Here is a 24,174-nt window from a genome sequence, read left to right on the forward strand (position 1 = left end):
CAGTGCTCTATTGAAGCAGGCCGGGCGTTAACGCGGCGTAGAAGATCTGGGCCGGGATGTAAAGGCCTTGTAAAAACTGCGCCGCGATTCGGCACGCGCGCCCGAATGATGGCAGAATCTGACCTGTATGACAGTGTAGAATAGAGCCAAGCGTCGACCATTTGTGCGAAAGGAGCCCCTCGATGTCCGAGGCCCAACACCTGGCCACAGCGCTCACCGCCTACTTCAACAGCGACAAGCTGATCGCCTTCGCCCCCTTCAGCCTGGCCACCGACGGCCTGACGGCGGCCCAGGCCGCCCACGCGCCCGCCGAGCGCTTCAACAGCGTCTGGGCGGTGGTCAACCACGTCTGGTTCTGGAACGAGGTGCCGCTGCGCATGCTGCGCGGCGAGGCCGTCGAGCCCAAGGATCTCGGCGCGGAGGACTGGTCGGGCTGGCCGGGGATCGGCGACCCGGCCGACGAGGCGGCCTGGCAGGCGGCCCGCCGGCGCTGCCTGGACGCCAACGCCGCCTTCGCCGCCTTCGTGGCCGAGATGGACGCGGCCGCCCTTGAGCGCGAGGTGGCCCCCGGCTGGGGCCCGGCCCACGGGATCATCCAGGGCATGATCAGCCACAACAGCTACCACACCAACGAGGTGATCTCGGTGCGCCACATGCAGGGGCTCTGGCTGGAAAGAACATAGGGGGCGTGGGGGCGGCGTGGGCGTGCGGTGCCACGTGGCTTCGGGGGTTGATCGTAGTGCTACAATATGTGTAGCTGCGATTTTATCTCAGAAGAGGTTTGTGATGCGCCGCTCACCACTCCTGCCCATCGCGATTCTCATCCTGCTTGCTGCATCCACACTGCCAGCCACTGGTGCGCAACCGACGTCCGATATCTACCTCCCACTAGTCGTTAACCCAGTGGCGAACCTTGAGGTGGTGATCACCGCCGCTAACTACGCCTGTGATGACGACCACCCTTGTATGTCCTACCCAGGCTACATATATGTGATCGGCTATGTGCGCAACCTCACCGACGCGCCGCTCTATAATGTCGTGCTGGTGACGGAGGAGACGAACGAATTTATGTGCTGGGGAGGTAATAGCTCCCACTTCATAGTGAAGATTATCCCCGAACTCACCGCGGTGCTCCCCGGCCAGATCAACCCCTTCGCCTACGGCCATGCCGTAGGCAAGTCCTGCGATTCGTTCAACCCGGTTAGTCTCTGGGGTGGCAGCACGTACTCCCCCGATGGGCTGAGCTACTACCCGCTCACCGTGATGAGCTGGCAGCACGACAGCCAAGGGCAGGTGAGCGGGACGGTGCGCAACGACAGCGGCCACACGCTGACCAAGCTCCGCGTGGCGATTCAGCACACTACAAGTTACGAGACGCCCTCTGTGGAAGTGGCAGCCGACACCCTTGCACCCGGAGCCAGCACAAGCTTCAGCGCAAGCGACATAACAAAGAGCGGGACGGTCATGGTTGTCGGCCAGGGCACCGCCGCGCCGTGATCTAGAGCGCAGCCCCGCTAGCGGCGATGGTATAATGTGAGTTATGACGATAACCTTCGAAGAGATACAGCAGCTCCCCGACACCTACGATGTCGGCGATATTCGGGTCAACCCGAACATTATCCTGGCCCCGATGGCCGGGGTGACAGACACGGTCTTCCGGCGGATCATCCTGGGGCTGGGCGGCTGCGGCCTGGTCAGCACCGAGATGACCAACGCCGCCAGCGTCAGCCCGAAGGCGCTCAAGCGCCACCACCTGCTCGACTTCTACCCCGAGGAGCGCCCGCTCACGATGCAGCTCAGCGGCAACGAGCCGGATCTGGTCGCGGCGGCGGCGGCCAACGTCGAGCAGCTGGGCGCGGACATCATCGACATCAACTGCGGCTGCCCCTCGCCGAAGGTGACGGGCGGCGGCCACGGCTCGGCCCTGCTGAAGGATCTGCCCAAGCTGGGGCAGCTGCTGCGCGCCGTGCGGGCCGCCGTGAGCGTCCCGGTGACGCTGAAGTTCCGCGCCGGCTGGGACGAGGCCCGCCTGAACTATGTCGAGACGGCCAAGATCGCCGAGGACGCCGGGATCAACGCCCTGGCCCTGCACCCGCGCACCAAGGAGCAGGCCTACAAGGGCAGCGCCGACTGGCGGCGGGTGGCCGCGGTCAAGGCGGCCGTGGGCATCCCGGTGATCGGCAGCGGCGATGTCACCGACGCCGCCGACGCCCTGGCCCGCCTGCGCGACAGCGGGGCCGACGGGGTGATGATCGGGCGCGGGGCCATGGAGAACCCCTGGATCTTCCTCCAGATCGCCCAGCTGCGCCGGGGCGAGCCGGTCTTCGAGCCGACCCCGGCCGACAAGCTGGCCTTCCTCAACCAGTACTTCGACATGTGCCTCGCCGAGATGCCCGAGCGCCTGGCGCTGAACAAGCTCAAGCAGCTGATCGGCCAGTTCTCCGTCGGCCTGCCCGGCTCCGCCACCATGCGCGCGGGCGTCCACCGCAGCAACGGCGCGGCCTACGCCCGCACCGAGCTTGAGCTATTCTTCGCGCCCTACATGGCCACCTCGCTGGCCATGTAGGGCTGTCGCCCTAAAACCCAGATCTCTGTGGTTGAAATCGCCAGCTTCGCTGGCGATTTCAACCACAGAGATCATTCATTCTGGGGGCCGCAGACCCCAACCCCTTGCCGGAGGCACGCATGCAGATCGACGCAATCAGCGCGGCATACATCGGCCTGGCCTTCTCCATCGAGCAGCACATCGAGGGGTTTGTGGACGCCTACTTCGGCCCGCCGGAGCTGAAGTCCCACGTAAAGCACCGCGAGCCGGCCGCGATCGTGGCCGACCTGGCCGATCTGCGCGCCGAGGTGCGGGGCGGCGGCTACCCGCAGCAGCGCAAGGACTACCTGGAGGCTCAGCTGCGCGGCATGGAGACGACGGCGCGGCGGCTGGCCGGCGAGACGATCGGCTACCGCGATGAGGTGCGGGCCTGCTTTGACATCGAGCCCGCCCACACGCCTGAGGCCGCCTTCGAGGCGGCCAACGCCGAGCTTGAGACGCTGCTGCCGGGAAAGGGCAGCCTGGCCGAGCGGCTAGAGCTCTGGCGGCGCAGCTTTGTGGTGTCGCCCGAGGTGGCCGAGCTGATGATCGCCGTGATCGCCGCCGAGGCCCGCGCCCGCACCAGCACCGAGCTGATCGCCATGCCCGAGGGCGACTCGGTCGAGTTCGCCCTGGTCAGCGACAAGCCCTGGAGCGGCTACAACTGGTACCTGGGCGGCGGCCGCTCGCTGGTCGAGATCAACACCGACCTGCCGATCCGCGCGAGTGGGCTGCTCGACCTCGTCTGCCACGAGGCCTACCCCGGCCACCACGCCGAGCACGCCCTCAAGGAGCAGCGGCTCTACCGCGAGCGCGGCTGGGGCGAGCAGGCCATCCAGCTGATCAATGTGCCCGAGTGCGTGATCTCCGAGGGCATCGCCACCCTGGCCGCCGATATGATCTTCGGCGACGAGGCCTACGCCTGGGCCGCCCAGCAGATCTACCCGCTGGGCGGGATCGTCGGCGACCCCGAGCGCGAGGCGCGGATCGCCAAGGCCCAGTGGAGCCTGCGCGCGCTCAGCGGCAACGCGGCCCTGCTGCTCCACGAGCAGGGCGCCGACCCGGAGGATGTCGTGCAGTACATTATGCGCTATGGGCTGCGCAGCGAGCGCGAGGCCCGCCAGAGCCTGCGCTTCATCAGCACGCCGCTCTGGCGCACCTACACTTTCACCTACTTCGTCGGCCGCGACCTGCTCGGCCGCTGGATCGCCCAGGGCGACCGGGTCGGGCGGTTCCGGCAGCTGCTCACCGAGCAGGTGTGCCCTTCTATGCTCGCCGCGTAAGGGCGCAGCAGGGGCACGCGCTGGCGCAGCTCGCTGCGCCAGCGCGTGCCCCTGCTGCGCCCCTGCGAGATCTCCCTATGCACGACGGCTACATCTTCACGATCGGCATCTGCGGCAGCGCCAGCGACAGCGGGCTGGCCCCGGCGTGCCTGGACACGATGCTGGCGGCGCTGCCCCCGGTCAAGCGGGCGGCCCTGCTCGGCGAGGTGCTGCTCTTTACGGGCGCGCCTGACCTGGACGACCCCATGCGCGACCCGATCCGCGCCGACATCGCCGACGCCGAGCTGCTGCTGATCGTCACGCCGCTGCTCGGCGGCGGCCTGCCGGCCCGCCTGCGCGGCCTGGCCCGCGCCGTGGCGGCTTCGCCGCCGCCGGCCCGCCAGCGATTCGTCGCACTGGCGGCGGTGGGGCCGCGCGATGATGCCGCCCTCGCGCCGCTGCGCCGCCTCTGCGCCGCCGCCGGGGCCGAGATCGTCGGCGAGCTGTGGGTGGATGACGGCGCGCAGTTGGGCGATGCGGATCGAGGGCGACTGGAGGAGCTGGCCCGCGCCGCCTACGCCCGGGCGCGCACCGTAGCGCCCGAGGCGCTGCCCCGATGAGCGATCGCCCCCCCCGCCCGGCCATCCCGGCCGCCAAAAGCGCCCTCGGCGACGAGCTGCTCTACCTGCTCTTCGCCCGCCGCGCGCTGCGGCGCAGCTTCGACCACGTCTGGATGCAGAGCGTCGGCCCGCTGCCCGCCCGCGGCCAGGGGCCGTTCATCTTCTACCTGACCCACACGAGCTGGTGGGACGCCTACATGCTGATGGTGATCCACCGGCTGGCCCTGGGGCGGCCCTTCGACAGCTATGTGATGCAGGAGGAGCGCCAGCTGCGGGCCTACCGCTTCTTCACCTGGTGCGGCGCCTTCTCGATCAACCGGCGCGACCCGCAGGATGTGGAGCGATCGCTCCAGTACGCGGCGGGCCTGCTGCGCGGCCGGCGCGACCGGGCGCTCTACATCTTCCCGCAGGGCCGGATCGTGCCGAGCGACCGGCGGCCCCTCACGACCTACCCCGGCGTGGCCCGTATCGTCGCCCTGGCCGGCGAGGTGACGCTCTGCCCGATCGCGATGCGCTACGAGTTTCTGGGCGAGCAGTGGCCCCACGCCTTCATGCGGGTCGGCCCGGCCCACAGGCCGGCGGACCCGGCCGACATCGAGGGCACCCTGGCCGAGATCACTGCGGGGCTGACCGAGGCATCAGACGCCCTGCGCGACGATGTGGTCGGCGGGCGCCGCGACCGATTCCGGCCGCTGCTGCGCGGCCCGCTCGGTATCGATAAGCGCTTCGACCAGTTCCTGCGGATGTTCCGCCGGGCATAGGGACGCAGCGCGCTGCATCCCTGCGTGTCCCTACGCCCCGCCGACCCCCTCGCCAATTCGGCCGCGCAAGATACGCACCGCGTGTGGCAGCAGGCGCCAGCCCAGGAAGAGCAGGATCAGCCCCCCGATCGCGGCAGCCATCCCCTGGCCGCGGGCCATATTCACCAGCACAAACATCGTCAGGTTCGTCAGGTAGAGCGTGAGCGGCAGCCAGGGCCAGAAGGTGTGCGCCTGCGGGCGTGGCCGCTGGTGCCTGCGGGCGATGGCGGCAGCGCGGCGGCGGTTCAGCAGCACCAGCACCAGGATCACGCTGGTGACCCACCAGGCCGCGAAGTTGCTCGTCGGGATGCCGTAGTAGGTGCTGTGCCCGCTATCGCTCCAGACCCAGTAGTGGTTAATATTCACCGCGAAGGGCTCGATCGTGACGTCGAGCAGGAGGGCCAGCGAGGCCGCCGTGAGCACCTTGGTGACGCTCACCCGCGAGTCGGGCGAGCGCCCGGCCTGCTCAAGCACACGCTCGCTGGTGCCGACGGCGGCGCCCACGATCAGCAGCCAGGCGCAGGGGATCGCCAGGGGCACCACGCCGAAGATCTTTGGCTGGAGGACGTCCGTGTAGGTGTAGGTGCCGAAGGGGAAGCCGGTCGTCGCGCCAATATGCTCGACCAGCCAGGCCAGGAACACAATCAGCGCCGAGGCGACGACGCCCCAGCGCGCATAGTTGATGCTCAGCCAGACTCCCATGAGCGTGCCCTGGATGATCAGGAGCGCCCCGCCCATCCATGTGGCCCATACAGGCACACGGTCGAGCGCGACGAGGATGATCGATCCGGGGTACAGGAAGATGTAGACTCCGAACAGGGCGACGGATACGAGGGCCAGGCGAGACGACATCTGCTGCATGGTTAGGCAATCCTAGATTATATGAAAGGTTTGTAGTATCACATTTCATTATAGAATCGGCTTTAGAGCCTGTCAAAGCGACCTGCCACCCCTCCCCTAACAAAAATTTTACTTGCAGTCACAGATTATCGTGTGGTATGATAGATCTCCATCGCAGCAACAGCCATACCTAATTCGTAAACTCATCCCGATTGTCCACCTCGCGCACATCCGTATCGGCGCAGGGCAGGCGATAGATGACACGTCCCCTGGAGAATGATATGGACGCAGCCACCGCCCACGATCATCCGATACGCATCCTGCTCGTCGAGGATGACAGCCACATCGGCCGGATCATCGAGATGTCCCTGATCGAGCTCGGCATACCCTACGAGTTCACGTCGGCGATCAGCGCCGAGGATGGGCTGGAGCTCTGGGGGCGACACGCCTTCGATGTGCTGCTGACGGACTATAACCTGCGCGGGATGAACGGGCTCCAGCTGGTCGAGGAGCTGCGCGGGCAGGGATTTCACGTCCCCACACTGCTCGTCACCGCCTATGACTCGGCCGATCTGCGCAGCGATGTGCGCAGACTCCATATCGACGCCTATCTGCCCAAGCCATTCTTTATGGATGAGCTGGTCGATACCGTCCGCCGTCTGTTGCAAGCGCCAGCTGCACGCGAGGTGAACGGGGGGAAGCACTGAGGCGCTGAGGCACTGAGGATGTGAGTCATACGAAAGAGGCATGGCACCCATGGGTGCCATGCCTCTTTCGTATGACATCAGTGCGTATGGAGGCCCGATCAGTGTCTCACATCCTCAGTGCCTCAGTGATCGAGGCGCTGGGTGGGCGGGCTGCGGCGCTCGGGGGCGGCGCTCTCGGCGGGCTCGCCCCGGCTGACCGCGTCGATGAAGGGCATGATCGTGTCGATCGGCAGCGGGAAGATAATCGTGCTGTTCTTCTCGACGGCGATCTCGGTCAGGGTCTGCAGGTAGCGCAGCTGGAGCGTCACCGGCTCCTTGGCGATGATATCGGCGGCCTGGGCCAGGGCCTTGGATGCCTGGAGCTCGCCCTCGGCGTGGATAAGCTTGGCCCGCTTCTCGCGCTCGGCCTCGGCCTGCTTAGCCATCGCCCGCTGCATATTCTGCGGCAGCTCCACGTCCTTCACCTCCACGATCGTCACCTTGATGCCCCAGGGCTCCGTCTGCTCGTCGATGATCTGCTGGAGCTTCTGGTTGATCAGCTCACGCTTGGCCAGCAGCTCGTCGAGCTCCCCCTGGCCGACCACGCTGCGCAGGGTCGTCTGGGCGATCTGCATGGTGGCGCGAATGTAGTCCATCACCTTCGTCACCGCCCAGTTCGGGTTGATCACCTGGAAGTAGAGCACCGCGTTGACCTTGATCGTCACATTGTCGAGGGTGATCACCTCCTGGACGGGCACGTCCATCGTGATCACGCGGGTGTCCACGCGGATCATACGCTCGAAGATCGGGACGACCAGGAAGAGGCCGGGGCCGCGGGCGCCCATGAGGCGGCCGAGGCGGAAGATCACGCCGCGCTCGTACTCGGGGATGATCTTGATCGCGGAGAGCAGGACCATCAGCACAATGAATGCCAGCAGGGCGATACATGCGAGGGCAACAGCGCCACCCATAGCGGGGCTCCTTCTACATCACAGAATGCACACAGCGTTGCGGGGAGGTAGGGGCGTGTAGGGGCGTAGCGCGCTGCGCCCGCCCCTACGCCGCCTGCGGCTCATCCGGCCGATGGACGGTGAGACGCAGCTCATACACTCCAACAATACGGACATACTCGCCGACCTCGGCCTCGCCATTGTCGCAGACCGCCCGCCAGAGGGCGCCGTCCACAAACACCATGCCCTCGGGCGCGAGCCGCCGGCGCACCTCGGCCAGCCGGCCGATCAGGCCCTCCTGGCCGGTGGTGATCGGCCGGCTGCGCGTGCGGACCACCATGTAGACCCCGATGGCGGCGAAGCCGGCGATCAGGAGTGAGACGAGGGCGATCGCCCAGAAGGCCACGGCGACGCCGGGGGCCTGCGCGGAATCGAACAGGGTGAACGCGCTTATGATGAGCACAACCAGACCAACCACTGTCATCGCTCCATGGGAGGGGACGAAGAGATCGGCGGCAACCAGGCCGAAGGCGATCAGGATGCCGAGAAAGCTCAGCCAGTTGACCGGCAGTGCGAGGAGGCCGATCAGGCTGCTGATGAGCAGGACGGAGCCGATGCCGGCGAGGATTCCGACCGTGGGCGTGGCGAACTCGGCGTAGATGGCGATCCCGGCCATCACAAGCAGCAGGAAGGCGATAGTCGGGTCGGACAGCAGCAGGAGCAGCTGCTCCCAGAGGCTCGGCTCCAGGGGCCGGCTCCCGCGCCCGAGGGTGCGCAGGACGACCTGGCTGCCGTCTTCCAGGGTCACCGCGCGGCCCTCCAGCGAGGTGAGCAGGTCCTGCTCATCGCGGGCGACGATATCGATGGCGGGCGGGTTCAGGCCGACGGCCTGCTCGTTGGTGAAGACCGCGCCCTCGCGGGCGGCCCGGTCGACCCATGCGTCGCTGCGGCCGCGGTCGCGATTCCACGTGCCGAGCTGGCGGGTCACCTCGGCGAGGAAGAGGTCGCGCACCTGCGGGGAGACGGCGCCGGTCGGCTCGGCGAGCGGCGAGGAGACGCCGAAGCTGGTGCCGGGGGCCATGGCGGCCAGGTGGGCGGCGCTGAGCAGCCAGGCTCCGGCGGCGCCCGCATCTGTCCCGCCGGGGGCGACGTAGACAACGACGGGGACCTTGGCGGCGGCCACATCGGCGGCGAGGCCGCGCACATCGCGCAGCACGGCGCCCTCGCTGCCGAGGCGGATGACGAGGGCGGTGGCCTGGGCGGCCTCGGCGTCGCGCAGGGCGCGGCGCAGGTAGCCCACGGTGTAGCGGCTGATCACGCCATCGACCGCCACGGTGTAGATCGGCCCGTCGGCCTGAGCGCGCGCCGGCGGGGCGGCGAGCAGGGGGGCGAGGGCGATGATCAGGTAGATCGCAGCCCGGACGATGCGCCACGTAGGCCGCGGATGTGCAACATTACCCATAGGCCCCTGGTATGCGGCGGAAGGCGACTTGGTAGATCTCATCATACCATACCGCAGGGCCGGGTTGCGCCCCCGCCGCGCACGGGTGAGGGTGTGGGAGAGCGCAGCTCTCCCACAGAAAACTGATGCTGCTGCGGCGCGCCCCCGCCGCGCCGCAGCAGCATCAGTGCAGCATGTGCCTGCTTGGCAATCTTGGGCCTGGCTACTCCTTCGCCTCCAGCCCCTTGCGGATCTGGGCGCGCAGGGTGTCAGCCTCGACGCTGGCCGCGCTGGCCGCGCCGTTGCTGCTGCTGGCCGAGGCGGCCTCCATGCGCTCGGAGAGCAGCATGGCCAGCAAGCCCTCCATCAGGCTGCTGCCGCCGCCGCCGTTGCCGCCGCTGCCGCCGCCGACCACCATGCGCGGGACGACATCGACGCCCGACTGCTCGATCGCCTCGGCGAAGCGGCTCATCACCTGCTGCGTCACCTGGAACTGCGGGCCGCCGTAGGCCCGCACCTTCTCGTCGATCGCCATGGCCTCGGCGATGCCCAGGCGGGCGATCTTCTCGGCCTCGGCCTCGGCCAGCGCGCGGATCTGGGCGGCCTGCTGCAGCGCCCGCTGGTACTCGGCCTTGCCCTGGTTGCTCTGCACCGTGATGCTCAGCTCCGACTCGGTGAGCATCGTCTGCTGGCGGGCGCGCGACTCGGCCTCGCGCAGCTCGCGCTCCTTCACCGCCGCGCGCTCCTGCCGCCCGTAGGTCTCGATCTGCTCCTCGGCGATCTGCCGCGCGCGCAGCTGGGTCAGGATCTCCTCGATCTTGGTGTCGCCCTTGCTCGATGTCGGCGTGCCGATCAGCACCTCCTCAAGCTCCAGGTTGTAGTGCTCAAACTTCTCGCGCATCTGCTCGCCGGCCAGCGACTGGATCGTGCTGCGGTCCTGGAGCAGCTGGATGAGCGTGCGGGTCTGGCCGATGTTCTTGAAGTAGGCCGCCACCATGGGGTCGAGGGTCTGCTCGACTAGGCGCTTTACGTCGCCGAAGCGCTGCACCACCAGCGGGGCCTTGCGGTAGTCGATATGGACCACCACCGAGAGCGGCAGCGAGGGCTCGAAGGCGTCGCGGGTGATCAGGGCGATCTCCGAGAGGTTCTCGTCGAGCCGGTGGGCGCCCACCTCGCCGCGGGTCCACTTCAGGATGATGTTCGTCGTCGGCACCATGATCATCTTGCCGGCGTAGGTGTTGAAGGCGTACTTGCCGGGCAGCATCGGCGTGCTCCAGACGCCCTTGCGCCCCTGGCTGACCAGCTCGCCGTGCTTGTAGTCCTCGCCCGACAGGTCGGTGCCGGTGTCGCCGGTGTAGGAGACGACCACGCCCACATTGCCGACCTCGATCGTCGTCTTGGGGATCATCTCGACGGTGGCGAAGAGCCGGTTGATATAGTAGGTGCCCTCGGTGAGCACCTGGAGCTGCCGCCCGCGCTGGCCGCCGGCGCGCAGGAAGGCGTCGGGGTCCTGGAAGTTGTTGTGGTAGATCGCCGCCTGGGCCGGGTCATCGCCGACGGTGGGGCAGATGATCTCGCCCTGCGAGAGCGAGGGGCCGTCGTGGACGGTGACGATGCCGACCAGGTCGTCACTGCCCTTGATCACCATCGGGCGGAAGCCCTCGCGCTCGCTGATGATCGTGGCCATGCGCTTGATGATCTCGTCGTCCTCGCGGCTGAGCGGTAGCGAGAAGACCCGCTCCTCGGTGATCACGACGAACTGGATGAGGTTGATCGCGTAGGTGCCCTCGCGCAGGACGAGGCGCTGGGGACCGCGCTGGCCGCCGGCGCGCAGGAACGCCGCCGCGTCCTGGAAGTCCACCCCATCGATCGTCTCGGCCAGGGTCTGGGTCGGGCTGAGCGGGCGACCGTCGCGGGCGAAGATGTAGCCGATCTTGCCCTGGGGGATCGTCACCAGGGGCAGCATATGGATGGTGTACTGGAATGGTGTGACGAGGTGGATGCCGCCGCGCAGCACCTGGGGCTGGTAGCCGGCCTCGCCGCCCAGGGCGATCAGGCCGGAGCGCAGGGAGCCGCGCCCGCCGAAGCGCTTCTCGACGACGCCGATGCGGTTGTTGGGGATGATGCGCACCCAGGAGAAGAGGGCGATCAGCCCAACGAACGCGACGATGGCAATGACCACAAGCGAGATGATCCCAGCCATGGCACAGCACCTCTTTCGCGGAAGTATAGGGGCGCCACACGAGCGCTCAAGGGTAATATACGCACGGCGGGTGAGGGGGTTGCATCATAGCAATGGCCCAGCGAAGCTGGGCCATTGCGGCACATTTATGATGCGAGAGGGGCGTCGGGGCCGCGCTCGACGAAGCGCTTGACCCGCCGCTCGAACTCGGCGCGGGGTAGCAGCACCTTGCGCTCGCAGGTGAGGCAGCGGATGCCGATCTCGGCGCCGAGGCGCACGACGCGCCAGGTGTCGCCGCCGCAGGGGTGGCCCTTGCGCATCTGGACGACGTCGCCGAGGTAGATGTCGATCGGTGGGGGCATAGTGAGATTTAGAGGATGTCGTTGGGGCGCAGCAGCCCTGTGCCCTTCCGGGTAGCGGACACACCGCTGCTGCTGCGCCCTTACACTGCGCCCTTCGCCTCCTCCCAGAGGGCGATCATCTCGTCGAGGGAGAGGTCGGACAGGTTACGGCCCCGCTCGATGGAGGTGAAGCGGCGGCGGAACTTGGCGTTGGCCTCGCGCAGGGCGGCCTCGGCGTCCACGCCAAGGTAGCTGGCCAGGCGTGCGGTGATGAGGAGCAGGTCGCCGAGCTCCTCGGCGGTGTGGGCGGCGTCGCCGCTGTCGACCGCCGCCTCCAGCTCGGCGAGCTCCTCGCGCAGCTTCGCCCAGGCCCCGTCGGCGTCGGGCCAGGCGAAGCCGGCGCGGGCGGCCTTCTTGCCGAGCTTCTGGGCGACGGCCAGGGCCGGCAGGGCCGGCGGCACGCCGTCGAGGGCGCTGGGGCGCGAGCGGCCCTTCTCGGCCAGCTCGGCGGCCTTGATCTGCTCCCAGCTCTGGTGTACCTGCGCCACGCCCTCCACGGCCACGTCGCCGAAGACGTGCGGGTGACGCCGGATCAGCTTGCCGGCCACCTGGCCGAACACATCGGCGACGCTGAAGGCGCCGGCCTGGCGGGCCATCTCGCTGTGCGCGAAGATGCTGATCAGCAGGTCGCCCAGCTCCTCGCTCAGGCCGTGCGCGTCGTCGGCATCGAGGGCCTCCAGCACCTCATAGGCCTCCTCAAGCAGGGCGCCGCGCAGGGACTGGTGGGTCTGCCGGACATCCCAGGGGCAGCCGCCGGGGGCGAGCAGGCGGGCCACCACCCAGTGCAGCCCCTCGGGGCCGCGCAGGTCGGCGGCGATCACCAAGCTGGGCAGGTGGAGAGTGTTGAGTGGAGAGTGTTGAGTGTTGAGTGTCGCGAGGTCGGCCAGGGCGAGCCGGGTGATGTGTGTGGCCGCGCCCGACTCATCCAGGGCCAGCAGCGTGACCGGGTGATCCTGGGGGTAGCGCCAGATCAGCAGCTCGTAGAGACGCCCCGCCGGGGCGTCTGCGCCAACATCCCAGATGATCGCCGGGGCGGCGGGCAGCAGCGGGAAGGGCGCGGGCGGGGGCGCGTAGGCGCCGAGGCCCTGGGTCTCGGCGTAGGAGCGCACCTCGGCGTCGGGGCCGCCCTGGCCGCGCAGAGATGCGGCGGCGGCGAGCAGCGCCGGGGCGCGGTGGAGCTGGACTGCGGCTCCATGCTCCAGATCAAGCGCAGTGCAGCAGGCGTCGAGGATGCGACCGGGTGTCAAGATCATAGTGTTGAATATTGAATGTTGAATGTTGAATAGCCGAATTCAGCATTCAACATTCAACATTCAATATTTATTGCTCTGGGAAGGGGATCGGCACGCTGTTGGGGTCGAAGCCCTGTGCGATCACCAGGTCGCCGCTGGTCTCGGCGTCCTGGCGCAGCTGGTCGTACCAAGGGAGAAAGGTCTCCTGGTAGAACTGCTGGCCGCCCTGGCTACTCTGGAGCTGCGCGAAGCTGTCGAAGGGGCGCTTCTCGGCGGCGGTCGGCCCGGCCTGGCGCTCCAGCACCTCGACCACCTGCCAGACGCTGCCGACCTGGAGCTTAGCGGGCGTGTTCAGTGCCAGCGAGAAGCCTGCGGAGTCCAGCTCGGCGGGCGAGTCGCCCTTGGGGAGCCAGCCCAGGTCGCCGCCCTTGGCGGCGCTGACGGGGTCCTGGGATCGCGCGGTGGCGAGGTCGGTGAAGTCGTTGCCGGCCTGGAGGTCCGCCAGCACCGCGTCGGCGTCGGCCTCGCTGGCCAGCTGGATCACGCGGGCGTGGAACATATCGGCGCGGGTGTTGCGGGCCAGCACCTCAAGGGCCAGCTGGCTCTGGGCCTGGCCGAGGCGCAGGGCGGCGCCGCCGTCGGCGGGGCCGCCCTGGGCGAGCACAGCGCTATCCACGGCGGCCGGGTCCACGCCGATGCCGTGGCTGCGGGCGTACTGGAGCAGCAGGGCGTCCTGCACCATGCGGTCGAAGATCCCGCCGCGGATATTCTGCTGCTCGACGAGCTGCTGGATCTCCTCGCGGGTCTGCCCCTGCGCGAGCAGGTTCTCCACGCCCGCGCCGATCTCGAGCTGGAGGCGGCTGGAGAAGTCGGCGGACGTGTAGACATCGCCGCCGACGCGGAAGATCTGCGGGTTGTCGGGCGTGACCTGGAGGGCGACGCCGTTTGCGGTGCTCTGGCAGCCGGCCAGGGCGATCGTCAGGATGAGGGCGCCGAGCGCCCAGGCGAAACGTCTCACCATAAGCCTCCATAATCACAGCTACCGGGACGTAAGGGCGCAGCAGCGCCGCGCTGCTGCGCCCTTACCGTGTGGAGTGCGTCGCTAGTCATCATCGAAGCCGCCCTCGCCGAGGGAGAGGATGGCCATGAAGGCCTCCTGGGGGATCTCGACGTTGCCGACCATCTTCATGCGCTTCTTACCCTCTTTCTGCTTCTCCAGCAGCTTGCGCTTGCGGGAGATGTCGCCGCCGTAGCACTTGGCGAGCACGTCCTTGCGCATGGCCCGCACCGTCTCGCGCGCGACGATCTTGGCACCGATGGCGGCCTGGATGGGCACCTCGAACATCTGGCGCGGGATGAGCTTGCGCAGCCGCTCGACGAGGCCGCGGCCCTGGTTGTAGGCGAAGTCGCGGTGGACGATCAGCGAGAGCGCGTCCACCGGCGTCTGGTTGACCAGGATATCGAGCTTGACCAGGTCGGCCTCCTGGTAGCCGGCCAGGTGGTAGTCGAGCGAGGCGTAGCCCTGGGTGCGGCTCTTCAGCTGGTCGTAGAAGTCGATCACGATCTCGGCCAGGGGCATCTTGTACTTGAGCTGGACGCGGGTCGGGTCGAGGTAGTCCATCATATCGAAGCTGCCGCGCTTGGTCGTCACCAGGTCCATGATCGTGCCGATGTAGCGGGTGGGCGAGATGATGCTGATCTGGACGACCGGCTCCTCGATGCTGCCGAGCTTGGAGAGGTCGGGCATCTCCGAGGGGTTATCGACGGTGATGATATCGCCGTTGGTGAGCAGCACCTGGTACTCCACGCTGGGCGCGGTGATCAGCAGGTCGAGGTTATACTCGCGCTCCAGGCGCTCGCGGACGATCTCCATGTGCAGCAGGCCGAGGAAGCCGCAGCGGTAGCCGAATCCGAGGGCGTTGCTAGTCTCGGGCTCGTAGGAGAGGGCGGCGTCGTTCATCTTCAGCCGCTCCAGGGCCTCGCGCAGCTCGGGGTAGGCGTTGCTGTCCACCGGGTAGAGGCCGGCGAAGACCATGGGCTTGGCAGGGCGGTAGCCGGGCAGCGGCGACTCGGCGGGGTTCTCGGCCAGGGTGATCGTGTCACCAACCTGGCACTCCTCGACCGTCTTCAGGCCGGTGGCGATGTAGCCCACCTCGCCGGCCGAGAGCTCGCCGAGGGCGGTCATGCGCGGGCGAAAGACGCCGAGCTCAAGGGTGGACGCGGTGGAGTCGGTGCCCATAAAGCGCACGAGGGCGCCGCTGGTGAAGGAACCGTCCACCACGCGCACGTAGGCGATCACGCCCTTGTAGGCGTCGTAGTGCGAGTCGAAGATCAGGGCGCGGGCGGGCTGGTTGCGCTGGCCGCGCGGCGGCGGGACGCGCTGGACGATCGCCTCAAGGATCTCGGAAATGCCGATGCCCTCCTTGGCCGAGGCCAGGATCGTCTCCTCGCGCGCGATGCCGATCACCGACTCGATCTCGTTGGCGACCTCCTCCGCGTTAGCGCCGGGCAGGTCGATCTTGTTCACCACCGGGATGATCGTCAGGTCGTGCTCGACGGCCAGGTAGACGTTGGCCAGGGTCTGGGCCTCGATGCCCTGGGCGGCGTCCACCACCAGCAGGGCGCCCTCGCAGGCGGCCAGCGCCCGCGAGACCTCGTAGCCGAAGTCGACGTGGCCGGGGGTGTCGATCAGGTTCAGCTGGTAGAGCTCGCCGTCCTGCGCACGGTACTCCATGCGGACGGCCTTGGCCTTGATCGTGATGCCCTTCTCGCGCTCAAGGTCCATCCCGTCGAGCAGCTGCTCGCGGCTCTGGCGGGCGGTGATCGTGCCCGTCACCTCTAGCAAGCGGTCAGAGAGGGTTGTCTTCCCATGGTCGACATGGGCGATGATTGAGAATGTCCGTATGTGGTTCTGGTCCGACATGGTGACCTGTTCAGGCCGGGGGCTGTGCCGGCGCGTAGCGTACCATCTGTTGCGCTGCCAGTATACCAGCCCCATGCGGTGCGTGCAAAAGGTGAGCTTGGGCGGCATACAGGACTTGACGAATCAGTTATAGGCAGGTTACTATAGGGTTGTAGGGTTATTCAAAGATATTTCCCCCATTGAACTTCTCATAGTTCGATCTCATACCTGTCGGCTTCGCCGCAACGCAGCCGCCTGTCACTGTCAGGCCACCTGCTAGGGCGTCGCAAGACCGCCACCCGCCACGATTCAGCGGGCTCCGATCTTCCACTCTTTTTGAAGGCATCGCCTCAGGGGCATCCGTGCATCCTGGCCGCGACTGCCAGCCGCAGGGCGTACCTTCCAAGGGCTGCCACACCAACATAGTGGGCCGAGGCTCCGCTCGCAGGGGGCTGACTCGCCATATTGTCGTGCGGGAGCGGCCGTACGTTCTGCACATGGCCACGTATATCGCCCCCATCATGATGTTCCTTCCACGCAGCGCTGCGTGAGGGTTATACAGATTCCCCTAGTCCAAAGGAGAGCGTGATGTCAGAGCGCCGAGACCGAGTGCATCCGGCCGTGCCCGAGGCCCAAGAGCAGCTTCGCCAGGGGCGGATCAGCCGCCGCGAGTTCCTGCGCGTGGCGACCCTGCTGGGCGTGAGCGCGCCGGCCGCCTATGTCCTGGCCGCCTGCGGCACCCCCACCGCGACCGCACCCACCGCCGCCCCGGCCGCCGCCGCCGCCACCGAGGCTCCCGCCGCCGCCGCCACCGCCGCCCCTGCAATGGGCGCGATCAAGCGCGGCGGCACCCTGCGCGTCGGCATACAAGTACCGGCCGTGGACCACCCGGCCCGCTTCTCGTGGGTCTTCGACTCCAACGAGTTCCGCCAGGTCTTCGAGTACCTCACCGAGACCGGCGCGGACAACATCACCCGGCCCTACCTGCTGGAGAGCTGGGAGGCCAGCGACGACCTGAAGACCTGGACGCTGAACCTGCGCAAGGGTATCAAGTGGTCGAACGGCGACGAGCTCACCTCCGAGGATGTGCTCTTCAACTTCAAGGAGTGGCTGGCCCCCGAGACCAAGTCGTCCATCCTGGGCCTCTGGGAGGGCTTCCTGACCATCGACGGCGTGGAGGCCAAGGACGACTACACCGTCGTGCTGAACCTGGCCGCGCCGAAGCTCGACGTGCCGGAGACCCTGTTCCACTACCCGGCCCAGATCATGCACCGCAGCTTCAACGGCGACCTGACCACGCTCAGCAACCCGAGCACCGGCCCGATGAAGCTGGACGAGTTCAAGGTCGGCGAGCGGGTGAAGGTCTCGAAGCGCGAGGGCTACTGGCAGAACGGCGAGGACGGCAGCCCGCTGCCCTACCTAGACGCGATCGAGTACATCGACCTGGGCAACGACCAGACGGCCTACGTGGCCGCGCTCCAGGGCGGCCAGATCGACACGATCTACGACCCGACGGTCGACACCTTCCTGGCCCTGCGCAATAACGACAAGATCACCGTCGAGCCGCTGCCCACCGCGCAGGTGCGCCTGCTGCGCATGCGGGTGGATATCGAGCCATGGACGGACGTGCGGGTGCGCAACGCCCTGAAGATGTGCCAGGACCGCCAGGCCATCCTGGACAACGCCTACTTCGGCCAGGGCGATCTCGGCCAGGACGTCCACGTCGCCCCGGTTCAGCCGGAGTACGCGCCGATGGACGTGCCGGCCTACGACCCCGAGGGGGCCAAGGCGCTGCTAGAGGAGGCCGGCGTCACCACGCCGCTAGACGTGTCGATCGCCGTCGGCACCGGCTGGACCGATGTCGTGACCTATGCCGAGTCGCTCAAGGAGCTGGCCACCCCGGCCGGTTTCAACATCACCCTGGACACAATGCCCAACAGCTCGTACTGGGATAAGTGGGCCGAGGTGCCGGTGGGCATTACGCCCTGGACGCACCGGCCCCTGGCGGTGATGCTGCTGCCGCTGGCCTACATCGCCGACGCCGAGGGCACCCCGGTGCCGTGGAACGAGACCCGCTGGGTCGATCAGGAGTTCACACCCCACCCACTACCAGATCTGGCGCGACACCTGGTACGACCCGGACAAGGCGGCGTAGGTTGGGGGTTGGGGGTTGGGGGTTGGGGGTTGTGTACCGTATGAGCTTCGCCCCCAACCCCCAGCCCCGGAGGTTTTGCAATGATCACATTTCTTCTGCGCCGCGCGTTCTACCTGATTCTGACGCTCTTCGCCGTCTCGATCGGGATTTTTGCAATGAGTGAGATCGCGCCCGGCAACATTGCGATCAACTCGCTAGGCAACACGATCACCCCGGCCCAGGAGGCATCGTTCAACGCGCAGAACGGCCTGGATCAGCCCGCCGTCACGCGCTACATCCGCTGGATGATCGGCAGCGACTGGCGGGCCGCCGGCCTGATCGGCTACCCGGTGCGCCAGATCTACGAGGCCGACCTGAACCGCTGGAGCTGGTGGGGCGCGCTGCCCGACGGCACGCTGTTCCAGAACTACACCGACGACGGCGAGAACATGATCCGCGTCGAGCGCCTGGCCGACGGCAGCACCCGCGATGTTCCGCTCGGCCCCGAGGTCTGGAAGACCGACGCCGAGGGCTTCCCGGTGTTCTGGGGCGTGGATCGCGAGGGCCGCGCGGCCATGTGGGTGCGGGGTGATGATAACGAAGCGTGGACGCTGGGCAAGAGCACCTGGAGAAGCTCGAAGGGCGCTCCGCGCGCGTACATCCCGCTCCAGAAGGGCCTGCTACGCGGCGACCCCGGCGTGTCCTTCTTCACCCGCCGCCCGGTGGCCGAGACGCTGGTGCCGCGCCTGATGAACACGCTGCTGCTGGCCGGGATCGCCTTCGTGGTGGTGATGCCGCTGGCCCTGGCGCTGGGCATGCTGGCCGGCCTGAACGAGGGCCGATTCCTCGACCGGCTGCTCTCGATCAGCAGCCTGGTGGCCACGGCCACGCCCGAGTTCGCCTCGGGGGTCTTCCTGATCTTGATCTTCTCGACCTGGCTGAAGTGGCTGCCCGGCGCGGTGGTAGTCACCAGCGACACGGCGATCTTCGAGCGCCCGCAGATGCTGGTGCTGCCGATCATCACCCTGACCCTGATCGAGCTGGGCTATGTGCTGCGGATCACCCGGGCCAGCATGGTCGAGGTGATGCGCACGAACTACATCCGCACGGCCACGCTCAAGGGCCTGCCGCAGTGGCGGATCGTGACGAAGCACGCCCTGCGCAACGCGCTGATGGCCCCGATCACGGTGATCATCCTGCATGTGAACTGGCTGATCGGCGGGATCGTGGTGGTCGAGACGCTCTTCGGCTTCCCCGGCCTGGGCCGCTATGTGATGGAGGCCGCCCTGTTCAAAGATGTGTTTGCGATCGAGGCGGCGACGATGGTGCTGGTGGTGATCGCGGTCGGCACGCAGCTGGTGGCCGACCTGATCTACACCTATATCAACCCGAGGATCCGGTACACTTGAGCGATTGCAGATTGCAGATTGCAGATTGCAGATTGCCGGCAATCTGCAATCTGCAATCTGCAATCTGCAATTAGGAGAGAGAACCATGGCCGTCATCGAGCAACCGGCCACCCTGACCGCGCCGGCCCGGCCCTCTGTGTGGGGGCGGATCGCCGCCGTGCTGGCGCTGCTGGGCCGCTCGCGGGTGGCCATCGCCGGCCTGATCCTGGTTGGGTTCTGGGTCGTCCTGGCGATCTTCGCCGACGACTGCATCATCCGCCCGGCCTGCTGGGTGGGCGGTGGCAGCGATGGTACGGTGGTGAGCACGCCCTGGCTGGCCCGCTACTCGCCGTTCGAGCAGTTCCGCGGGCGCAACCTGGAGGGGCCGTCGGCCGACCACTGGCTGGGAACCGACCGCAACGGCCGCGACCTGTGGGCGCGCATCGTGCAGGGCTCGCGGATCATCCTCGTCCTTGCCCCGATCTCGGTGCTGATCGCCCTGGCGATCGGCGGGACCCTCGGCCTGATCGCCGGCTACTTCGGCGGCCAGATCGACGAGCTGCTGATGCGCGTCCTCGACGCGCTCATGGCCTTCCCGCAGATCTTGCTCTACCTGATCATCATCGCCGCCCTCGGCCCCTCGGCAGTCAATGTGGTGCTGGCGATCACGATCGCCGGCGCGCCCGGCATCGCCCGCCTGGTGCGCTCGCTCACCCTCGACATCAAGACCCGCGACTACGTGGCGGCCGCGCAGACCCGCGGCGAGAGCCCGTGGTACATCATGTTCGTCGAGATCCTGCCCAACGCCCGCGGCCCGATCATCATCGACGCCATGCTGCGGGTCGGCTACGCGGTGTTCGCCATCGGCACCTTGGGCTTCCTCGGCCTGGGCCTGCCGCCGCCCTCGCCCGACTGGGGCAGCATCGTCAACACCGGGCGTAAGTTCATCCAGGCCGGCCACCCCTGGGACGCGCTGTGGGCCTCGCTGTCCATCGCCTCCCTCGTCGTCGGCCTCAACCTGCTCGCCGACGGGCTCTCCGAGGAGTTGGGACGCTACCGCTGAGGGTTTGGGAGCGGCTGCGCCGCTCCCACGAATAATTCTTCGTTTGCTGCGGCGCGGCTGAGCCGCGCCGCAGCAAACGAAGAAATGAGTAATTATGGAACTTCCTAAAGGAAAACATAACGAGCCCGTCGTGCGGGTGCAGAACCTGGCGATCGCCTACGAGACCCACGGCGGCGACGTGAATGCCGTGCGCGATGTCTCGTTCGAGATCCACCGCGGCGAGACGCTGGGCCTGGTGGGCGAGTCGGGCTGCGGCAAGAGCACGGTGGCCTACGGCCTGGTGAACTACCTGGGCCGCAACGGCAAGATCGTCCACGGCGAGATCATCTTCCAGGGCGAGTCGCTGGTCGGCCGCTCGCCCGAGGAGCTGCGCCGGCTGCGCGGCGACCAGATCGCCATGGTCTACCAGGACCCGATGACCTCGCTCAACCCGGTGCTGCGGGTCGGCCAGCAGATGACCGAGGTGCTGACGGTTCACCGGGGCATCAGCGAGGATGCGGCCCGCGCCCGCTGCGTCGAGATGCTGCACCGCGTGTATATGCCCGACCCCGAGGCGGTGATGGGCCGCTACCCGCACCAGATCTCGGGCGGCCAGCAGCAGCGTGTGGTGATCGCGATGGCGCTGCTGAACAACCCGGCTCTGCTGGTCATGGACGAGCCGACCACCGCCCTGGACGTGACCGTCGAGGCCGCCGTGCTCGACCTGATCGCCGACCTGCGCCGCGACTTCGACACGGCCATCCTGTTCATCAGCCACAACCTGGGCGTGGTGGCCCGCGTGAGCAGCCGGGTGGGCGTGATGTACGCCGGCGAGATGGTTGAGCAGGCCCCGGTGCGCGAGATCTTCGCCCACCCGCGCCACCCCTACACCCAGGGCCTGATGCGCTGCGTTCCGCGCCTGGGCGCCGACAAGGCCGGCAGCGTGCTCTACCCCATCCGCGGGCGTGTGCCCGCCCCCAACCACCTGCCGCCCGGATGTGTCTTCGAGCCGCGCTGCGACTACGCCACCGAGCACTGCCGCCAGGAGCGGCCCGCCCTGCGCCAGATCAGCAACCGGCATATGGTGTCATGCCTGCGCGCCGAGCATATCCGCGCCAGCGAGTGGCGGCCGACCGAGGATATCATCCCGCTGCTGCCCGCCGCAGACGCGGCCGAGCCGGAGACGATCCTCAACGTCGATGGCCTGCGCACCTACTACAGGCAGAGCGGCGGCTCGCCCCTCGACCTGATCGGGCTGGGCAAGAAGCGCTACGTGCGCGCCGTGGACGGCGTCAGCTTCACCATCCCCCAGGGCAAGACCCTCGGCGTGGTGGGCGAGTCGGGCTGCGGCAAGTCCACCCTGATCAAGACCCTGATCGGCCTGGAGCCGATGACCGGCGGCGAGGCCCAGTTCCTCGGCTTCGACCTGGAGAAGAAGGCCAGCCAGCGCGACATGGGCCTCATCCGCGAGCTGCAGATGGTCTTCCAGAACCCCGACGCGACGATGAACCCGAGCTACAGCGTGGGCACGCAGATCGAGCGGCCGCTGCGCCGCTTCAAGGTGGTGCCGACCAATCAGGTCCACGCCGAGGTGGTGCGCCTGCTGCGCGCCGTCAAGCTCGACGAGCACTACTACGACCGCCGGCCGCGCCAGCTCTCGGGCGGCGAGAAGCAGCGCGTCGGCATCGCCCGCGCCTTCGCCGGCCGGCCCGACCTGGTGCTCTGCGACGAGCCGGTCAGCGCGCTGGACGTGAGCGTGCAGGCGGCAGTGCTCAACCTGCTGCTGGAGATCCAGCGCGAGCAGGGCACCACCATGATCTTTATCGCCCACGACCTGAGCGTGGTGCGCTTCTTCTCGGACTATGTGGCGGTGATGTACCTGGGCCAGATCGTCGAGATCGGTCCGGCCGAGGCGATCTACGCGCCGCCCTACCACCCCTACACCGAGTCGCTGCTGGCGGCGGTGCCCATCCCCGACCCGTCGGTGGCCCAGCAGCACATCCGCCTGGAGGGCAGCGTGCCCAGCCCGCTCAACCCGCCCAGCGGCTGCCGCTTCCACACCCGCTGCCCGCGCCGCCAGCTCCTGCCCGACGGCGGCGCGATCTGCGAGCGCGAGGTGCCGCCGATGCAGGACGCCGGCGACGGACACCAGATCCACTGCCACATCCCCCTGGAGACCCTGCACGACCTGGAGCCCGTGGTGACAATTGCGGCGTAGGGTCGCAGCAGTGGGGGCGCTGCATGCAGCGCCCCCACTGCTGCGACCCTACCAAGGAACATACCCATGCTCGTCAAAGATTACATGACCCGCCACCCGATCATGGTCGAGCCCGGCCGGCGGGTGGTGGACGCCCAGCGGCTCATGGCCGAGAGCAAGGTCGGCCACCTGCCGGTGGTCGCCGACGGCAAGCGACTGCTCGGCATGGTCTCCCGGGCCGCCCTCTCGCTGCGCCCTGAGCAGCTGGAGGGGCTGAGCTTCTGGGATCTGACCGACTACATGGCCCGGCTGACCGTCGGCCGGGTGATGACGCCGCTGAGCGACATCCACACCATCAGCCCAAGCTCGACGCTGGAGGAGGCCGCCGACCTGATGATCGCCGGGCATGTCACGGCGCTGCCGGTGGTCGAGGATGGCGGCGTGGTGGTCGGCATCATCACCCAGACCGACCTGCTCGTCGAGCTGCGCAACCTGCTCGGCGCGATCGAGCCCGGCTGGCGGGTGGTGGTGCGTATGCCCGACATCCAGGGAGAGTTCGGCAAGGTTATGCAGGTTATCACAGCCCGCGGCTGGGGCGTGATGGCCATGGGCTGTGTGCGCTCGCCGCGCCGCGCCGAGCTCTGGGATGTGGTGCTGAAGGTGCGCTACTGCGAGCGCGATGAGCTGGTGGCCGAGCTGAAGAAGATCCCCGGCCAGGAGATCATCGACATCCGCGAGACGACCTCGTACACCCAGTAGAGACGGAGCACGCTCCGTCCCTACCGCCGGGTGTAATTCCACACGCTGGAGCGGTCCACAAACATCATCTGGCCGTTTGGGGTGGCGCAGACGGTGACGGTGATCTGCTCTTTGATCACCCAGAGGGTGGTGAAGGAGCGGCCCATGAGGATACAGCTGCCCTGGGCGTGGCTCTCGGGGCCGAGGCTGAAGCGCCTGGAGTACCAGTTGTACACGTCGGGGAAGGGGTCTCCGGTGCGGTAGCTGCTGGTGCGCCGCAGCACCAGGCTGGGCAGGTAGCGTATCCGCGTGTCGCTCGCCGAGCGCGAGGCGCCCGGGTAGTCGGCCGGCATGTAGGCCGCCCAGAGGCCCAGGCCGCCCAGGGAGATCAGGGCGGATAGGGCAAGGATGCCGATCAGCACGGCGCGACGGCGGGCGAATGATCGCATAGTAGGACCAAACCTTAAGCCATTCCGAGAGCCTGCGGCCCCAGCTTTCATCCAGGGGATAGTATTCATCATACCAGGAAATCATTGAGGGACACCCCGCTATGAGCGCAGCGTCCTACTATATCTGGCCCGGCCAGGTGCATCTCGGATTCGGAGCGGCCGCCCGCGTCGGGTAGGAGCCCCGCGCTGGTGAGGTGCAGGCCAGCGGGGCGATCTACCGCGCCCTTCGTCGAGTTTCCCTACGACCCGCCCGGCTGGACGATTGACTGGGCGGCCCTGGAGCCGCTGCGTATCCATATGGGGACGATGGAATAATGACTCAGATT

22 protein-coding genes are annotated in these 24,174 nt (G+C 67.6%); 13 read left to right on the forward strand and 9 right to left on the reverse strand.

The genetic code is table 11. The features are described 5' to 3' along the window. Window positions 1–182: 182 nt before the first annotated feature. The 6 genes from K2Z83_RS14470 to K2Z83_RS14495 all read left to right on the forward strand — a co-directional run bounded on the left by K2Z83_RS14470 (window position 183) and on the right by K2Z83_RS14495 (window position 5,227). Window positions 183–683 (forward strand): DinB family protein, encoded by a 501-nt coding sequence (locus K2Z83_RS14470; protein ID WP_220595899.1) that lies wholly within the window; start codon window positions 183–185, stop codon window positions 681–683. A 103-nt stretch (window positions 684–786) separates the two neighbouring features. After that, complete coding sequence (locus K2Z83_RS14475; protein WP_220595900.1) at window positions 787–1,497, forward strand: hypothetical protein; 711 nt, start codon at window positions 787–789, stop codon at window positions 1,495–1,497. 43 nt (window positions 1,498–1,540) lie between these two features. Continuing rightward, entirely contained in the window at window positions 1,541–2,566 is a 1,026-nt protein-coding gene (dusB, locus tag K2Z83_RS14480) for a tRNA dihydrouridine synthase DusB (RefSeq protein WP_220595901.1), read from the forward strand. A gap of 119 nt (window positions 2,567–2,685) precedes the next feature. After that, window positions 2,686–3,867, forward strand: coding sequence for a hypothetical protein (locus tag K2Z83_RS14485; RefSeq protein ID WP_220595902.1), 1,182 nt, complete (start codon window positions 2,686–2,688; stop codon window positions 3,865–3,867). A gap of 77 nt (window positions 3,868–3,944) precedes the next feature. Further along, a complete protein-coding gene (locus K2Z83_RS14490; protein WP_220595903.1) occupies window positions 3,945–4,466 on the forward strand; it encodes a hypothetical protein in 522 nt (173 codons plus the stop codon). Then, window positions 4,463–5,227, forward strand: a complete 765-nt coding sequence (locus tag K2Z83_RS14495) for a lysophospholipid acyltransferase family protein (RefSeq protein ID WP_220595904.1) — start codon at window positions 4,463–4,465, stop codon at window positions 5,225–5,227. Before K2Z83_RS14490 ends, K2Z83_RS14495 begins: the two co-directional genes overlap by 4 nt. A 30-nt stretch (window positions 5,228–5,257) precedes the next feature. On the opposite strand, the gene K2Z83_RS14500 is transcribed toward K2Z83_RS14495, so the two are convergent. After that, a complete protein-coding gene (locus tag K2Z83_RS14500; protein ID WP_220595905.1) occupies window positions 5,258–6,127 on the reverse strand; it encodes a carotenoid biosynthesis protein in 870 nt (289 codons plus the stop codon). A 260-nt stretch (window positions 6,128–6,387) separates the two neighbouring features. On the opposite strand from K2Z83_RS14500, the gene K2Z83_RS14505 reads away from it, so the two are divergent. Then, complete coding sequence (locus K2Z83_RS14505; protein ID WP_220595906.1) at window positions 6,388–6,813, forward strand: response regulator; 426 nt, start codon at window positions 6,388–6,390, stop codon at window positions 6,811–6,813. A 122-nt stretch (window positions 6,814–6,935) separates the two neighbouring features. On the opposite strand, the gene K2Z83_RS14510 is transcribed toward K2Z83_RS14505, so the two are convergent. The 7 genes from K2Z83_RS14510 to lepA form a co-directional block, all read right to left on the reverse strand. After that, a complete protein-coding gene (locus tag K2Z83_RS14510) occupies window positions 6,936–7,763 on the reverse strand; it encodes a slipin family protein (RefSeq protein WP_220595907.1) in 828 nt (275 codons plus the stop codon). An 85-nt stretch (window positions 7,764–7,848) separates the two neighbouring features. Then, complete coding sequence (locus tag K2Z83_RS14515; protein WP_220595908.1) at window positions 7,849–9,204, reverse strand: nodulation protein NfeD; 1,356 nt, start codon at window positions 9,202–9,204, stop codon at window positions 7,849–7,851. A 202-nt stretch (window positions 9,205–9,406) separates the two neighbouring features. Then, window positions 9,407–11,386 (reverse strand): SPFH domain-containing protein, encoded by a 1,980-nt coding sequence (locus K2Z83_RS14520; RefSeq protein ID WP_220595909.1) that lies wholly within the window; start codon window positions 11,384–11,386, stop codon window positions 9,407–9,409. Between the two features lie 125 nt (window positions 11,387–11,511). After that, entirely contained in the window at window positions 11,512–11,727 is a 216-nt protein-coding gene (locus tag K2Z83_RS14525) for a DUF951 domain-containing protein (protein WP_220595910.1), read from the reverse strand. Between the two features lie 80 nt (window positions 11,728–11,807). Next, window positions 11,808–13,019, reverse strand: coding sequence for a nucleoside triphosphate pyrophosphohydrolase (gene mazG, locus K2Z83_RS14530; RefSeq protein ID WP_220595911.1), 1,212 nt, complete (start codon window positions 13,017–13,019; stop codon window positions 11,808–11,810). Window positions 13,020–13,086: 67 nt separating this feature from the next. Continuing rightward, a complete protein-coding gene (locus K2Z83_RS14535) occupies window positions 13,087–14,019 on the reverse strand; it encodes a peptidylprolyl isomerase (protein WP_220595912.1) in 933 nt (310 codons plus the stop codon). Between the two features lie 81 nt (window positions 14,020–14,100). Next, window positions 14,101–15,921, reverse strand: a complete 1,821-nt coding sequence (lepA, locus tag K2Z83_RS14540) for a translation elongation factor 4 (RefSeq protein ID WP_220595913.1) — start codon at window positions 15,919–15,921, stop codon at window positions 14,101–14,103. A 567-nt stretch (window positions 15,922–16,488) separates the two neighbouring features. On the opposite strand from lepA, the gene K2Z83_RS14545 reads away from it, so the two are divergent. The 5 genes from K2Z83_RS14545 (at window position 16,489) to K2Z83_RS14565 (ending at window position 23,420) form a co-directional block, all read left to right on the forward strand. After that, complete coding sequence (locus K2Z83_RS14545; protein WP_220595914.1) at window positions 16,489–18,099, forward strand: ABC transporter substrate-binding protein; 1,611 nt, start codon at window positions 16,489–16,491, stop codon at window positions 18,097–18,099. 36 nt (window positions 18,100–18,135) lie between these two features. Next, complete coding sequence (locus K2Z83_RS14550; RefSeq protein ID WP_220595915.1) at window positions 18,136–19,443, forward strand: ABC transporter permease; 1,308 nt, start codon at window positions 18,136–18,138, stop codon at window positions 19,441–19,443. Window positions 19,444–19,447: 4 nt separating this feature from the next. Then, window positions 19,448–20,485, forward strand: a complete 1,038-nt coding sequence (locus K2Z83_RS14555) for an ABC transporter permease (protein WP_220595916.1) — start codon at window positions 19,448–19,450, stop codon at window positions 20,483–20,485. A 94-nt stretch (window positions 20,486–20,579) separates the two neighbouring features. After that, window positions 20,580–22,682 carry an ABC transporter ATP-binding protein gene (locus K2Z83_RS14560; protein WP_220595917.1) on the forward strand — a complete coding sequence of 701 codons (2,103 nt, stop codon included), beginning with the start codon at window positions 20,580–20,582 and terminating at the stop codon, window positions 22,680–22,682. A 66-nt stretch (window positions 22,683–22,748) separates the two neighbouring features. Continuing rightward, a complete protein-coding gene (locus tag K2Z83_RS14565; protein WP_220595918.1) occupies window positions 22,749–23,420 on the forward strand; it encodes an HPP family protein in 672 nt (223 codons plus the stop codon). A gap of 20 nt (window positions 23,421–23,440) precedes the next feature. On the opposite strand, the gene K2Z83_RS14570 is transcribed toward K2Z83_RS14565, so the two are convergent. Further along, window positions 23,441–23,848, reverse strand: coding sequence for a hypothetical protein (locus tag K2Z83_RS14570; protein ID WP_220595919.1), 408 nt, complete (start codon window positions 23,846–23,848; stop codon window positions 23,441–23,443). A gap of 189 nt (window positions 23,849–24,037) precedes the next feature. On the opposite strand from K2Z83_RS14570, the gene K2Z83_RS29070 reads away from it, so the two are divergent. Continuing rightward, entirely contained in the window at window positions 24,038–24,163 is a 126-nt protein-coding gene (locus tag K2Z83_RS29070) for a hypothetical protein (protein WP_255603980.1), read from the forward strand. The last annotated feature ends 11 nt before the right edge of the window (window positions 24,164–24,174 follow it).

It is taken from the genome of Oscillochloris sp. ZM17-4 (assembly GCF_019599295.1).
GTDB lineage: Bacteria > Chloroflexota > Chloroflexia > Chloroflexales > Chloroflexaceae > Oscillochloris.

Coding starts and splice junctions, on each gene's coding strand:
- K2Z83_RS14490 (WP_220595903.1), top strand. CDS start 3,945: ATGCACGACGGCTACATCTTCACGATCGGCATCTGCGGCAGCGCCAGC.
- K2Z83_RS14560 (WP_220595917.1), top strand. CDS start 20,580: ATGGAACTTCCTAAAGGAAAACATAACGAGCCCGTCGTGCGGGTGCAG.
- lepA (WP_220595913.1), bottom strand. CDS start 15,921: ATGTCGGACCAGAACCACATACGGACATTCTCAATCATCGCCCATGTC.
- K2Z83_RS14515 (WP_220595908.1), bottom strand. CDS start 9,204: ATGGGTAATGTTGCACATCCGCGGCCTACGTGGCGCATCGTCCGGGCT.
- K2Z83_RS14475 (WP_220595900.1), top strand. CDS start 787: ATGCGCCGCTCACCACTCCTGCCCATCGCGATTCTCATCCTGCTTGCT.
- K2Z83_RS14510 (WP_220595907.1), bottom strand. CDS start 7,763: ATGGGTGGCGCTGTTGCCCTCGCATGTATCGCCCTGCTGGCATTCATT.
- K2Z83_RS14495 (WP_220595904.1), top strand. CDS start 4,463: ATGAGCGATCGCCCCCCCCGCCCGGCCATCCCGGCCGCCAAAAGCGCC.
- K2Z83_RS14525 (WP_220595910.1), bottom strand. CDS start 11,727: ATGCCCCCACCGATCGACATCTACCTCGGCGACGTCGTCCAGATGCGC.
- K2Z83_RS14550 (WP_220595915.1), top strand. CDS start 18,136: ATGATCACATTTCTTCTGCGCCGCGCGTTCTACCTGATTCTGACGCTC.
- K2Z83_RS14485 (WP_220595902.1), top strand. CDS start 2,686: ATGCAGATCGACGCAATCAGCGCGGCATACATCGGCCTGGCCTTCTCC.
- K2Z83_RS14545 (WP_220595914.1), top strand. CDS start 16,489: ATGTCAGAGCGCCGAGACCGAGTGCATCCGGCCGTGCCCGAGGCCCAA.
- K2Z83_RS14570 (WP_220595919.1), bottom strand. CDS start 23,848: ATGCGATCATTCGCCCGCCGTCGCGCCGTGCTGATCGGCATCCTTGCC.
- K2Z83_RS14500 (WP_220595905.1), bottom strand. CDS start 6,127: ATGCAGCAGATGTCGTCTCGCCTGGCCCTCGTATCCGTCGCCCTGTTC.
- mazG (WP_220595911.1), bottom strand. CDS start 13,019: ATGATCTTGACACCCGGTCGCATCCTCGACGCCTGCTGCACTGCGCTT.
- dusB (WP_220595901.1), top strand. CDS start 1,541: ATGACGATAACCTTCGAAGAGATACAGCAGCTCCCCGACACCTACGAT.
- K2Z83_RS14470 (WP_220595899.1), top strand. CDS start 183: ATGTCCGAGGCCCAACACCTGGCCACAGCGCTCACCGCCTACTTCAAC.
- K2Z83_RS14535 (WP_220595912.1), bottom strand. CDS start 14,019: ATGGTGAGACGTTTCGCCTGGGCGCTCGGCGCCCTCATCCTGACGATC.
- K2Z83_RS14520 (WP_220595909.1), bottom strand. CDS start 11,386: ATGGCTGGGATCATCTCGCTTGTGGTCATTGCCATCGTCGCGTTCGTT.
- K2Z83_RS14565 (WP_220595918.1), top strand. CDS start 22,749: ATGCTCGTCAAAGATTACATGACCCGCCACCCGATCATGGTCGAGCCC.
- K2Z83_RS14505 (WP_220595906.1), top strand. CDS start 6,388: ATGGACGCAGCCACCGCCCACGATCATCCGATACGCATCCTGCTCGTC.